Origin of the sequence: Paraburkholderia sp. EG286B (assembly GCF_040965655.1) — a bacterium.
In the GTDB taxonomy this organism is placed as follows: domain Bacteria; phylum Pseudomonadota; class Gammaproteobacteria; order Burkholderiales; family Burkholderiaceae; genus Paraburkholderia.
In genome coordinates this window covers 35,791-47,997 of sequence record NZ_JBFRCF010000026.1, presented here as the reverse complement: position 1 = coordinate 47,997, position 12,207 = coordinate 35,791, and the positions used below count along the sequence as shown (strand labels likewise).

Annotated in this window: 11 protein-coding genes; 5 read left to right on the top strand and 6 right to left on the bottom strand. The window is 65.6% G+C overall.

The window, feature by feature from the left end; genetic code table 11:
* Positions 1-186 precede the first annotated feature (186 nt).
* The 4 genes from AB4Y42_RS36525 (at position 187) to AB4Y42_RS36510 (ending at position 4,560) form a co-directional block, all read left to right on the top strand.
* Positions 187-648 (top strand): hypothetical protein, encoded by a 462-nt coding sequence (locus tag AB4Y42_RS36525; RefSeq protein ID WP_368696905.1) that lies wholly within the window; start codon positions 187-189, stop codon positions 646-648.
* A 64-nt stretch (positions 649-712) separates the two neighbouring features.
* Positions 713-2,137: a basic amino acid/polyamine antiporter gene (locus AB4Y42_RS36520; protein WP_368686751.1), complete on the top strand. Its 1,425-nt coding sequence runs from the start codon at positions 713-715 to the stop codon at positions 2,135-2,137.
* A 21-nt stretch (positions 2,138-2,158) separates the two neighbouring features.
* Positions 2,159-3,520 (top strand): arginine deiminase, encoded by a 1,362-nt coding sequence (gene arcA / locus AB4Y42_RS36515; protein WP_368696904.1) that lies wholly within the window; start codon positions 2,159-2,161, stop codon positions 3,518-3,520.
* A 188-nt stretch (positions 3,521-3,708) separates the two neighbouring features.
* Positions 3,709-4,560 (top strand): mechanosensitive ion channel family protein, encoded by an 852-nt coding sequence (locus AB4Y42_RS36510; protein WP_368686753.1) that lies wholly within the window; start codon positions 3,709-3,711, stop codon positions 4,558-4,560.
* 20 nt (positions 4,561-4,580) lie between these two features.
* Here the strand turns inward: AB4Y42_RS36510 and AB4Y42_RS36505 are convergent, their stop codons facing one another.
* Positions 4,581-5,351, bottom strand: a complete 771-nt coding sequence (locus AB4Y42_RS36505) for an IclR family transcriptional regulator C-terminal domain-containing protein (RefSeq protein WP_368696903.1) — start codon at positions 5,349-5,351, stop codon at positions 4,581-4,583.
* 97 nt (positions 5,352-5,448) lie between these two features.
* Complete coding sequence (shiA, locus tag AB4Y42_RS36500; RefSeq protein ID WP_368696902.1) at positions 5,449-6,762, bottom strand: shikimate transporter; 1,314 nt, start codon at positions 6,760-6,762, stop codon at positions 5,449-5,451.
* A gap of 231 nt (positions 6,763-6,993) precedes the next feature.
* Between shiA and AB4Y42_RS36495 the strand changes: the two genes are divergently transcribed.
* On the top strand, positions 6,994-8,115 hold the full coding sequence (locus tag AB4Y42_RS36495) for a 4-hydroxyphenylpyruvate dioxygenase family protein (protein WP_368696901.1): 1,122 nt from the start codon (positions 6,994-6,996) through the stop codon (positions 8,113-8,115).
* 116 nt (positions 8,116-8,231) lie between these two features.
* Here AB4Y42_RS36495 and hutC read toward each other — a convergent pair whose 3' ends face one another.
* From hutC to AB4Y42_RS36475, 4 genes are read right to left on the bottom strand one after another with little or no spacing between them, the layout of a single operon-like run.
* Complete coding sequence (hutC, locus tag AB4Y42_RS36490) at positions 8,232-8,981, bottom strand: histidine utilization repressor (RefSeq protein WP_368686756.1); 750 nt, start codon at positions 8,979-8,981, stop codon at positions 8,232-8,234.
* 13 nt (positions 8,982-8,994) lie between these two features.
* The gene (gene hutH, locus AB4Y42_RS36485) at positions 8,995-10,608 is read right to left on the bottom strand and encodes a histidine ammonia-lyase (RefSeq protein WP_368696900.1); all 1,614 of its coding nucleotides are present in this window, start codon (positions 10,606-10,608) and stop codon (positions 8,995-8,997) included.
* A 19-nt stretch (positions 10,609-10,627) separates the two neighbouring features.
* Complete coding sequence (locus tag AB4Y42_RS36480; protein ID WP_368696899.1) at positions 10,628-11,419, bottom strand: ABC transporter ATP-binding protein; 792 nt, start codon at positions 11,417-11,419, stop codon at positions 10,628-10,630.
* Between the two features lie 25 nt (positions 11,420-11,444).
* Positions 11,445-12,191, bottom strand: coding sequence for an ABC transporter permease (locus AB4Y42_RS36475; protein WP_368686759.1), 747 nt, complete (start codon positions 12,189-12,191; stop codon positions 11,445-11,447).
* Positions 12,192-12,207 lie beyond the last annotated feature (16 nt).

Here is a 12,207-nt window from a genome sequence, read left to right as displayed (position 1 = left end):
GTTGAATACATCATGTGCGAATCGTATTCCATAATGTTCGTCAGGTGTCCGGAGGATGGATGGCAAAAGGCAATTCACCGGGTACATTTTGGCTAAATGTTCGCTAATGACTTTACGTGGAATCGTTAGCAAACAGGCCGAATGAATTGGCGAATCCGCAATGCGCCGCATTAAGGGGGGAATGTCATGCGATATCTCGCTGCAACACTTCTTGGCTCCGTGGCTGTCTCGGTTGCGCTTAGCGGTTGCGAGGCGCCGACTTCCGGCTCGGTCTTCACGCCGGCGCAGGCTCAGCAGGTGTTCGTGATCGAACTGGGTACCGTCGAAACCGTGCGGGCCGTCACGATTCAGCCGGGCCCAACGGGCATCGGCGCGATCACCGGTGGCGCGCTTGGCGGCATCGCGGCAGGCAGCAATATCGGGCGCGGCACGGGCGCCGTTGCAGCGGGCATCGGCGGCGCCGTGCTGGGCGGCGCGGCAGGCAATGCCGTGGAGCAGCGCGTCACGCAGCGGCAAGGCCTTGAAATCGTCGTGCGTCTGGATTCGGGACAACTGATGTCGGTGGTGCAGGACGCGGATCAGCAGTTCGTCCCCGGTGACCGTGTGCGTGTGCTGATGGGCAACAACTCGGTACGCGTGACCCGATGAAGTGAACGCAGGTGTGGCTGATCTGTCGATAAAGCGAAGTCCCGAACAAAAAGCGAGGAAACCGATGGCCGATACCGAGCAGAAGATGAGTCGCGTGCAGTTGACCGCGATGGTAGTCGGGGGCATGGTGGGCGCCGGGATCTTTTCTCTGCCGCGGACCTTCGCCAATGCAACGGGGCCGGTCGGTGCGGCGATTGCGTGGCTCGTGGCGGGCGTAGGCATGTACACGCTCGCGCGCGTGTTTCAGGCGCTCGCGGAGCGCAAGCCGAAACTCGACGCCGGTGTGTTCGTCTATGCCAAAGAGGGCTTTGGCGACTACCCCGGCTTCCTCTCGGCGTTCGGTTACTGGATCGGCAGTTGCATCGGCAACGTTTCGTACTGGGTGCTGATCAAGTCCACACTGGGCGCATTTTTCCCGATTTTCGGCGACGGCAATACGGTCACGGCCATCGTCGTCGCGTCGATCGGCATCTGGCTGTTTCATTTTCTCATTCTGCGCGGCGTGAAGCAGGCCGCGTTCATCAACACCATCGTGACCTTCGCCAAGGTCATACCGATCGTGGTGTTCATCGTCATCCTCCTTTTCGTCTTCAAATACGGGACCTTCCACCTGAACATCCAGTCCGCGGCGCAGGAGGGCGGCCTCATCCAGCAGATTCGCGCGACGATGTTCGTCACCGTGTTCGTGTTCATCGGCATCGAAGGGGCGAGCGTGTATTCGCGCTACGCGAAGGAGCGCACGGACGTGGGGCGTGCAACGATCTTCGGCTTCGCCGGCGTGACCACGCTCATGGTGCTCGTTTCCATGCTGCCTTTCGCCGTACTGCCGCGCGGGGACGTGGCGGGCATGCGCCAGCCCTCCATGGCGGCCGTGCTCGAAAGCGTGGTCGGTCCGTGGGGAGGGATCTTCGTGAGCATCGGCCTGATCGTTTCCGTGCTGGGCGCGTATCTGGCGTGGTCGCTGATCTGCGCCGAGGTGATGTTCGCGGCGGCACGCAATCAGGACATGCCGGCCATTTTCGCGCGCGAGAACGCCAACAACGTGCCGGCCAACGCGCTCTGGATCACCAACATCGTCGTGCAGTTGCTGGTCGCGAGCACGTATTTTTCGCGCGATGCGTTCTCGCTGATGCTCAACCTCACGAGTTCGATGTCGCTGATTCCGTACCTGTTCGTCGCCGCCTACGGGTTCATGGTCTCGAACCGCGGCGAGAGCTACGAGGTAAGGCCAGAAGAGCGCAAGCGCGATCTCGTGCTGGCCTCGGTCGCCGTGATCTACACGTTGTTCATGATCGTTGCCGGCGGTCTCAAGTTCATCCTGCTGTCGGCGATTCTTTACGCACCGGGCACGGTGCTGTATTTCCTCGCGCGGCGCGAGCGCAAGCTGAAGGTTTTCCAGCGTACGAGCGACTGGGTCATTTTCATCGTGGCGGCCGTCGCGGCCATCGTAGGCGTCGTTGCGCTGGCCACGGGCACCATGGCGGTCTAACGAGAACGAGCGGAGATCGATATGTCCAAGGCGAAGGGCGGTGGCAAGAGTGACAAGGGCGCAAAGGCAGAGAAGGTAGAGAAGGCAGAAAAGGCAGAAAAGGCGGAGAAAGCCGCGAAGGGCGGCAAGACAAAGGCGAAGGACGAGCGCCCGCTCGGCGTGTACTCGGAGGTCGGGCAACTGCGCAAGGTGATGGTGTGCGCGCCCGGCATGGCGCACTCGCGTCTCACGCCGAGCAATTGCGACGAGCTGCTGTTCGACGACGTGCTGTGGGTCGACAACGCGAAGCGTGACCATTTCGACTTCGTCACGAAGATGCGCGACCGCGGCGTCGAGGTCGTGGAAATGCACAACCTGCTCGCCGAAACCGTTGCCGTGCCAGAAGGCAAGAAGTGGATTCTCGACAACCAGATCGTGCCGAACCAGGTCGGGCTGGGGTTCATCGACGAACTGCGCAGCTATCTGGAAGGGCTCGACGATCGCAAGCTGGCCGAGACCTTGCTCGGCGGCCTCTCGATCCACGATTTCCCCGAATCGCATGGCGGCGCGGCGCTCAAGGTCGTGCGCGAAGCGGCCGGGTCCACCGAATATCTGCTGCCGCCGCTGCCGAACACGATCTACACGCGCGACACCACCTGCTGGATTTACGGCGGCGTGACGCTCAATCCGCTGTACTGGCCCGCGCGGCACGAGGAAACGATTCTAGCCGCGGCGATTTACCAGTTTCATCCGGATTTCGCGGGCAAGGTCAACGTGTGGTGGGGCGACCCCACACAGGACCACGGCATGGCGACGCTCGAAGGCGGCGATGTCATGCCCATCGGCAACAAGACCGTGCTGATCGGCATGAGCGAGCGCACCTCGCGCCAGGCGATCAGCCAGCTCGCCGCCACGCTCTTCAAGAAGGGCGCCGCCGAGCAGGTGATCGTGGCGGCGATGCCGAAAATTCGCGCGGCCATGCACCTCGATACGGTCTTCACCTTTGCCGATCGCGAATGCGTGCTGATCGCGCCGGATTTCCTCGCACGCACGCGCACCTTCACGTACCGGCCCAGCGATCAACCGGCGGGCGTGGAACTGCGTCAGGAGAAAAAGTCCTTTGTCGAGGTGGTGAGCGCGGCGCTCGGCATCAAGAAAATGCGTGTGGTGGAAGCGGGCGGCAACGACTACCAGCGTGAACGCACACAATGGGACAGCGGCGCGAACCTCGTTTGCACCTCGCCCGGCGTGGTCTTCGCTTACGACCGCAACACCTATACGAACACGCTGCTGCGCAAGGCCGGCATCGAGGTCGTGACGATTGTGGGCGCGGAACTGGGGCGCGGGCGCGGCGGCGGCCATTGCATGACGTGCCCGATCATTCGCGATGCGGTGGACTTCTAGCGTCGCAGGGCGAGGAGATCGTTGCGGGCGCAAGCAATGGCGGCCTGGTCGCGCCGCAATGGTGCCGGATCGATAAGGGTTGCGAAGCCGAGGCTTTCAAAGCTTACGGGCATGCAGACTGCTGCCGGGTCCTATGGGGTGCGCCATGCGCGCACCTCGCCCCCATCGCAACCATCTGATCCCCGATCATGGACGATTTCCTCAACCGCCTTTTCCATCTGCAGCCCTCGCTGCTCGCCACGATGACGCACGACGTCATGAATGTGATCGTCGCCGTGCTGATACTGGTGGTCGGCTGGTGGGTTTCCAATCGCGTGGCGCACGTGTTCGCGAGCATGCTGGCGCACTCGCACGCCGATCCCACGCTCGCGCCGATGCTCGCGGGCATGGCGGCGTGGACCGTGCGCGTGATTGCGCTCGTCGCCGCGCTCAGCGAGGTGGGCATCGCCACGGCTAGCGTCCTCGCCGCGCTGGGCGCCGCCGGTCTCGCCATCGGCCTGGCACTGCAAGGCACGCTGCAAAACATCGCCGCCGGCATCATGCTGCTGATGCTGCGCCCGTTTCGCGCGGGCGACGTGATCGAAGGCAGCGGCGCGGCGGCGGGCATCGTGTGCGAGGTGGGGCTGTTCACCACGCGCATCGAGCGCGGCGACGGCAATGTCGTCTTCGTGCCGAACAGCCAGATCTGGAGCAATCCCGTCATCAACTACAGCAGCGGCGGCACGCAGCGTATCGACGTCACGGTCGATCTCGCGCGGCGCGACCAGGTGGACGCGGCGATCGGCAAGCTCAAGGAGATGGTGAGCGCCGAACCGCGCGTGCAGAACGGCGCGACGCTCGCGCCGACGGTCGCCGTGGACTGCTACCCGTCCGGCGGCGGCGCGCGCCTGCTGGTGCGCGCATGGGTGCGCAACGCCGATGCGCAATATGCCGTCGACGATATACGCGGGCATGCGCGCGAAACGCTCGCCACAGCGGGACTCGCCGTGGCGGGCAGCGCGCGCATGACGGGCGATCATGCGGCGCTCACGCGCTCGTGAGCCGTGGTTTGAACACCGCGTTAAAGCACGTTGAGCATGGCGAGCGCGCTTTCCTGCAGATGCGGCAGGACGCGCTGGAGAGCGGCCTCGGGGCTTTCTTCGCCCATCGGCATGTTGGTGCTGAGTGCGGCGACCACCTCGCCGTTGCGATTCCTGAGCGGCACGGCAATGCCGCGCACGCCCACCTGCAACTGCTGCTCGATGAGCGCATAGCGGTCCACACGGGCGCGCCCGATTTTCTCGCGCAGGCGCGCGCCGCTCGTGATGGTATGCGGCGTGAAGGGCGACAGCTCGACCGTATCGAGCCACGCTGACACCGCGTCCTGATCGGCCTCGTGCGCGAGCAGCACCACGCCCGGCGAGATGAGCGGCGCGGGCACGCGCGCGCCGAGCACGAAACCCGTCGTCATCACGCGCGACACGCCATTGCGCGCGATCACGACGAGGTCCCAGCCGTCCAGCACGCTCACATAAGCCGATTCGTTGAGCGTCGCGCTCAGCTGCTGCAGATAAGGCTGTACGGTGCGCGGCAGGCGCGCCGAATCGAAGTAGGACCAGCCGACGCGCAGCACACGCGGCGTGAGGCCGTACAGGCGGCCGTCCGTGTACACATAGCCCAGCGATTCGAGCGTGAGCAGATAACGGCGCGCGGCGGTGCGCGAGAGGCCCGTGCGCTCGGCCGCCTGGGTGGGCGTCATGCGCGCGTGCTCGCTGTCGAAGGCTTCGAGAATCGCGAGGCCTTTTTCGAGCCCGGCGATCCAGTCGCGCCGGTCCAGTGGCGGTTTCTTCATCGGCGTGCAAGACCCTGTGCTGCACGGTGGCCAAAACAATGGAAAAAGCCGCAGGCACCAAACGCCTGCGGCTTGCGAGCGAGCGATCGGCTCCTGCTCACTCCGGTTTCATGCGCGCCGCCACGATCAGCGAGATCAGGCAGCCAATCGCGAGGTACGCGGCGACGAGGTGCCACGAACCGCCGCCGACGCCCACCAGCGCCACGGCGATGAACGGTGTGAAGCCGCCGCCCACCACGCTCGCGAACTGGTAGCCCACGCCCGCGCCGCTGTAGCGGTACTCGGCGCCGAACAGCTCGGTGAAGAGCGGCTGCTGCACGCTCACGACCATGTCGTGGGCGATGTTCGCGAGCATCACGGAGAAGATCACGATCCAGACCGTGGCCCGCGCTTCGAGCGCGAGGAAGAACGGCACGGCGCTCACGAGACCGATGCACGCGCCGATCAGATAGATGCGGCGCAGGCCGAGGCGATCGGCGAGCCACGCGAAGCAGGGGATCGTCACGCAGGACAGCGCGCCCACGAACAGGCCGATGCCGAGAAACAGATCGCGCGACATGCCGAGATTGCTGGTCGAATAGCTCAGCGCGAAGGCGGTCACGATATACATCGTGAAGAGTTCGGCCAGGCGCAGCGCGATGATATACAGGAAGGCCTTAGGGTGACGCGTGAGCGCTTCGAGTACCGGCATCTTGAGCTTGCGATGGCCGTGCTCGACCGTCTCGACGAACTCGCGCGACTCGTCCATGCTCGAGCGTACCCACAGGCCCACGAGCACGAGCACGACGCTGAAGAGGAACGGCAGACGCCAGCCCCACGAGCGGAACGCCGCGTCGCCGAGCAGGTGGCTCAGGAGCGCCACGAGGCCGGTGGCGAGCACGAGGCCCACGCCGTAGCCCACTTGCACGCCGCTGCTATAGAACGCCTTCTTGCCGCGCGGCGCGCTTTCCACGGCCATCAGCGCGGCGCCGCCCCATTCGCCGCCCACGGCGAAGCCTTGCAGCGCGCGCATCGTGACGAGCAGCACGGGCGCCCACCAGCCGATGGTCGCAAAGGTCGGCAAGAGTCCGATGGCCACGGTGGACAGGCCCATCATCATGACGGTCAGCACGAGCATGCGCTTGCGGCCGAGCCGGTCGCCGAAGTGGCCGAACACGACGCCGCCGAGCGGCCGAAACAGGAAGCCCACGCCGAAGGTCGCGAACGCGGCGAGCGTGCCCATGGTCCTGCCGACCTGAGGAAAGAACGCCACGTTGAACACCAGCGCGGCGACGATGCCATAGAGCAGGAAGTCGTACCAGTCGACGACCGCGCCGACGAAGCTGCCGAGCGCCGCCTTGCGGGCCTGGCTGCGCGACGGCGCGAGAGGGGCGGCGTCGGGCGAGCCGGTGGTGTCGAGGCTTGGGGTCATCAGTTGTCTCCAGACTGTTGCGCATGTGCCATGCTGCGATATTCACGATATGCGCTAAACGTGAGACGCAGCATAGGGCGGCGCGCGCGGACCGCCCGCGCACGGCGGTCTTCGTCTAAATGAACGAACTGGTTAAAATCGGCCTGCCTCATTTGCCAGATTCGCGTCGGCGCAGTCTGCAACGGGGGCAGCGAAGTATCCGTTTCAGCGCTTGCGTCAGGAGCCCATTGCATGTCCAGCCCCGCTAATCCTCCGCCGCAGGCGGACAACCCGCTCGGCATGGCCGGCCTCGAGTTCGTCGAGTTCGCCGCGCCCGAGCCCGCCGACCTCGGCCGCCGTTTCGAGCAGTTCGGCTTCAAGGCGATCGCGCGCCATGTGAGCAAGGCGGTCACCCTCTACCGCCAGGGCGAGATGAATTTCCTGCTGAACGCGGAGCCCGACTCGTTCGCCGCGCGCTACGCGCAGGAGTACGGCATGGGCATCTGCGCGATCGGTGTGCGCGTCGACAATGCGAGGCGCGCCTTCGAGCATGCCATCTCGCTCGGCGCATGGGCGTTCGAAGGCGAGCGCCTCGGGCCTGCGGAGCTGCACATTCCGGCGATCCAGGGCATCGGCGATTCGCACCTCTATTTCATCGACCGCTGGCGCGGCCGTGGCGGCCAGCGCGGCGGCGTGGGCGACATCTCGATCTTCGACATCGACTTCCGGCCCATCGACGTCGCCACGGCGCATACCGATCTCGATCACGGCGGCACCGGTCTCACGCGCGTCGACCACCTCACGCAGACGGTGGGAGCGGGGCGCATTGCGGAATGGCTCGACTTCTATCGCGACCTGCTGCATTTCCGCGAGATCCACGAGATCAACGCGAACTGGCATGTATCCGAGGAGTCCCGCGTGTTGGTGTCGCCCGATGGCGAACTGCGCATTCCTGTTTATGAGGAAGGCACGCGGCGCACGCAGCTATTGCACGACTATCTGCCCGAGCATCCCGGCGAAGGCGTGCAGCACATCGCGCTTGCGAGCAACGACATCCTCGCGAGCGTCGATGCGCTCAAGGCCAATGGCGTGGAGTTCGTCGAACCGCCGCCCGCCTACTACGAGACCGTGGATGCGCGTTTGCCCGGCCACGGCGTGGACCTCGAAGCGCTGCGCAAGCGCCATGTGCTGATCGATGGCGAGATTGGCGACGACGGCGTGCCGCGGCTCTTTTTCCAGACCTTCGTCAAACGCCATCCCGGCGAGATCTTTTTCGAAGTCGTGCAGCGCAGCGGCCACCACGGTTTCGGCGAGGGCAATCTCGACGTGCTCGCGCGGGCGCGCGAGGCGGGCGCGAAGCCGGGCAAAGCGTAGAGCAACGCGAAGGCTAAATCCCGCAGTCCGCGACGTCAGCGTTCCACACGCGACTTCGCGGCTGCGCCCGTTGTTTTGCGTAACGCGGCGAGGAAAGGAGCGCGGTACCCCCGGGGTTAGGTCGAGACTTTGCCGACCAGATGAAAACGTGATGAGGGATGCCAGAGCTCCACGGCGGTCGCCACGGCGCTGCCGACCCACGTACGCCGCCACATCAGCAGGCAGGGCTCGCCAATATTCATCGAAAGATGGCGTCGTATGTCCGCATCCGGTTTTTGCGCGTAGATGCGGAACTCCGCCCGTTGAACCGGCGCGAGCCGCATCATGTAGTGATTCGGTGTTTCCCGTGTGAAGTCCTGCTCGAGATAACCCGGAAACACATGGGGGTTCACGTAGCGGTCCTCGTACAGAATCGCTTCGTCTTCCTCGTAGTGGACGATACGCGAATGGAACACGGAACCGCAGCCGAGCTCGAGTGCGGCCATCGCCTGATCGTTCGAGCTGGTGCCCAGCGTCAGCACCCGCGCGCTGTGCCGGTGACCCCGCGCGGCGATTTCGTCGGCAATGTTGCGAACCTCGAGGACGGTCGATTCGACGTCGCGCGAGGCGACGAACGTTCCCGCGCCCTGAACGCGTCTGAGCACATGCTCGGCCGACAGTTCGCGCAGCGCGCGCGACACGGTCATGCGCGCGACGCCGAATTCCTTGACGAGCTCCGTCTCCGACGGAATGGCCTCACCCGGTTTCCAGGTCCCGTCCGTGATTCGATCGAGCACGTAGCGCTTGATCTGCTCATACGCTGGAGCGACCTTGTGCGCTGTCGCGGATTGCGTCGAGTTGTCGATCAGCGAAGATGGCGCGTTCATCCCTGACCTCGCTTCAGACGCCGACAGTGCCGGGAACCGCGCTGCTCGCCGGGGCCGCCATATTGCGCGCGATTGGCGGCATGTCTGGCTCCGTTTCCCGCGAGACGGTCCCGGCGCCGTCACATGCCGGGCCGGGAAGCGGCGGCGGGGCGGCGTCGGCAACGAGGCGAAACGCGAAAGTCATGTCGTCGGAGAGCGGGCGGTCGTCGCGATAGGTCGGCAGCGTGGCGCGCACGCTGGCGTAGAGCGCGTCCGTATAGGGCGCGCGCGCCGCGTCGAGCGGCTGCAGATCGTAGGCTTGTGCCGCAGCGAGCAGTTCGATGCCGAGAATGCGGTTGCTGTTCTCGATGACCGCGAGCGCCTTCAGCGCGGCCGGCGTCGCATGGCACAAATGGTCTTCCTGCAGCCCCGATGTCACGCCGCCGTCGAGACTCGCGGGAGCGGCTTCACGGCGGTTCTGCGCGACCAGCGACGCGGCCGTGTACTGCGCAATCATGAAGCCCGAACGCGTGCCGCATGCGTGCGCGAGGAAGGCGGGCAGGCCGCTCACGAGCGGGTTGACCAGACGGTCGAGGCGGCGTTCGGCCATCGCCGCGACCTGGGCAATCGCGGTGGCGAGACTGTCCATGGCGAGCGCGATCGAGGCGCCGACCGCATGCGCCTGCGAGTACACACGCGGCGACTCCGGCGTGCCGGCCACGATCGGATTGTCGGTCACCGAGGCCAGCTCGCGGTTCACGACTTCGGCCGTTGCCGCGAACGTGTCTCGCGCGGCGCCGTGCACGTGCGGAATCGTGCGGACGCTGAGCGGGTCCTGGGTGCGCCGCCCGAGCGAGATCTCGAGCAGCGCGCTACCGGCGAGCGCCGCGCGCAGACGCTCGCCCACGCAGGCGAGGCCCGGCGACACACGAAACGCGAGCGAACGGGTGTCGAACGCCGCGATCTGGCCGCCCAGATTCTCGAAGCTCATTGCGGCCACGACGTCGGCCCAGTCGAGCAGGCGCTCCGCGCGGTGAAGCGCGAGCGCCGCGAGCCCGGTCACGCACGGCGTGCCGTTCACGAGGCTCAAGCCCTCCTTCGCGCCGAGCGACAGGGGCTGCAGGCCGAGCCGCTGCAGGGCTTGCGCGCCGTTGAGGCGCTCGCCGTTCCAGCGCACATGGCCCGCGCCCACGCAAACGAGCGCGATGTGCGCCATATGGCTCAGATAGCCGACGGAACCGAACGCGGGCACCTCCGGCAGGCAATTCGCCTCCAGCAGCGTGGCAAGGCGCTCGACGACTTCGAGGCGCACACCCGAGTGGCCATGCGCGAAGTTGTTGATGGCCGCAGCCATGATCGCGCGCGTCTCGTCTGCGCCTAGCGGCTCGCCCACGCCCACTGCGTGGCTCATGAGGATGTTGTGCGACAGGTCGTGCTGTTCGTCTTGCGAGACGATCACATCGCACAGCGCGCCCACGCCCGTGTTCACGCCATACGCACGGATGCTGCGCGCGACGATCTGTTCGACGAGCACACGGGCGCTGCGAATGTTCGCCTGCGCATCGGCGCCGAGGATCAGCGGCTGGCCTGCGGCGACGCTAGCGATCGCGCGCCAGTCGAGTGGATGCTGGGTACGGGTGATGGCCATGGGAGTGCGTGGTGCGGGTTTAGTGAGCGTTGCGATCCTGGTGGCTCGACACGAACTGGCGGAAGCGGTCCGACTTCAGTTCGCCGAATACCTCGTCTGGCGTGCCATCCGAATCCACCTGGCCCTGGTGCAGGAACATCACGCGATTCGAAACGTGGCGCGCGAAGCCCATCTCGTGCGTGACCACGAGCATCGTGCGGCCTTCGTCGGCGAGCGTGCGCATCACGCGCAGCACTTCGCCGACCAGTTCGGGGTCGAGCGCCGAGGTCGGCTCGTCGAACAGCATCACCTTCGGATGCATCGCGAGCGCGCGCGCAATCGCCACGCGCTGCTGCTGGCCGCCCGACAGGTGTGCGGGGTAGTGGCCGCGCTTGTCGGCAAGGCCGACCTTGGCGAGCAGCGCCTCGGCTTCTTCGACCGACTCGGCGCGGCTGCGCTTGAGCACGCGCATGGGGCCTTCGATCAGGTTCTCCAGCACGGTCATGTGCGACCACAGGTTGAAGTTCTGAAACACCATGCCGAGCTGCGAGCGCACGCGGTCGACCTGACGGCGGTCGCCCGGTTGCAGCTTGCCGTCGCTGCGGCGCTTCATCCTGAGGTCCTCGCCTGCGAGCGCGACCGAGCCGTCGTCCGGCGTCTCCAGCAGATTCAGGCAGCGCAGGAACGTGCTCTTGCCCGAGCCGCTCGCGCCGAGAATCGAAATGACGTCGCCCTCGTGAGCGTCGAGCGAAATGCCCTTGAGCACGTGATGGTCACCGAACGATTTGTGGATGTTGCGCACCGACAGCGCAATGGGTGCTGACGTATTCATCAATCTCTCCAGGTAGGGCGGCGGGTCACGATGCGGCACGCGTGGCTTCGAGCGGCGCGGCGGGTTTGCGCGGGGCGGGCGGCGCCGCGCGCAGGTGGCGCGACAGCCGTTGCTCGACGAAGCCGATCAGGCGCACGACCACGAAGTTCAGGAACAGGTAGATCAGCGCCGCGCACGTAAATACCTCGGTGGTGCGATAGGTCTGCTGAATGATCTGCTGCGCAACCCCCGTCACTTCCCAAACGGTGACGAGGCTAGCCAGCGCCGTCGACTTGACGAGCAGCACGGCTTCGGTCGAATACGCGGGCAGGCACTGACGCAGCGCGATCGGGCCGATCACGCGGCGCAGCAGGGCGAAGCCGGAGAGGCCGATCGAGTAGCCGGCTTCAATCTGCCCGACGGGCACCGCCATGAGGCCGCCACGGATGATCTCGGCCGTGTATCCCGCCGTGCACAACGCGAGCGACAAGACCGCGCAGACATAGGGTTCGCGCAACACGGGCCACAGGAAGCTTTCGCGAATCACGCCGAACTGCCCGAGGCCGTAATAGACGAGGAACATCTGGATCAGCAGCGGCGAGCCGCGAAATACGAGAATGTAGGCGCGCGCAAAACGGTTCGGCAGCCAGTGCGGCGAGACGCGCATCGTGACGATCACGAGCGAGAGCAGGCCGCCCAGCACGAGCGACGCGAAGAAAAGACCGAGCGTGGTCGGCACGGCGCCGATGAGCTGGCGCATCGTGTCGAGCAGGAACGCGAAATCGATATTCATGAGTGTGCGCTCCCCG

Excerpts from the sequence above, each read along its gene's own strand:
- AB4Y42_RS36525 (WP_368696905.1), top strand. The coding sequence starts at position 187 with ATGCGATATCTCGCTGCAACACTTCTTGGCTCCGTGGCTGTCTCGGTT.
- AB4Y42_RS36520 (WP_368686751.1), top strand. The coding sequence starts at position 713 with ATGGCCGATACCGAGCAGAAGATGAGTCGCGTGCAGTTGACCGCGATG.
- arcA (WP_368696904.1), top strand. The coding sequence starts at position 2,159 with ATGTCCAAGGCGAAGGGCGGTGGCAAGAGTGACAAGGGCGCAAAGGCA.
- AB4Y42_RS36510 (WP_368686753.1), top strand. The coding sequence starts at position 3,709 with ATGGACGATTTCCTCAACCGCCTTTTCCATCTGCAGCCCTCGCTGCTC.
- AB4Y42_RS36505 (WP_368696903.1), bottom strand. The coding sequence starts at position 5,351 with ATGAAGAAACCGCCACTGGACCGGCGCGACTGGATCGCCGGGCTCGAA.
- shiA (WP_368696902.1), bottom strand. The coding sequence starts at position 6,762 with ATGACCCCAAGCCTCGACACCACCGGCTCGCCCGACGCCGCCCCTCTC.
- AB4Y42_RS36495 (WP_368696901.1), top strand. The coding sequence starts at position 6,994 with ATGTCCAGCCCCGCTAATCCTCCGCCGCAGGCGGACAACCCGCTCGGC.
- hutC (WP_368686756.1), bottom strand. The coding sequence starts at position 8,981 with ATGAACGCGCCATCTTCGCTGATCGACAACTCGACGCAATCCGCGACA.
- hutH (WP_368696900.1), bottom strand. The coding sequence starts at position 10,608 with ATGGCCATCACCCGTACCCAGCATCCACTCGACTGGCGCGCGATCGCT.
- AB4Y42_RS36480 (WP_368696899.1), bottom strand. The coding sequence starts at position 11,419 with ATGAATACGTCAGCACCCATTGCGCTGTCGGTGCGCAACATCCACAAA.
- AB4Y42_RS36475 (WP_368686759.1), bottom strand. The coding sequence starts at position 12,191 with ATGAATATCGATTTCGCGTTCCTGCTCGACACGATGCGCCAGCTCATC.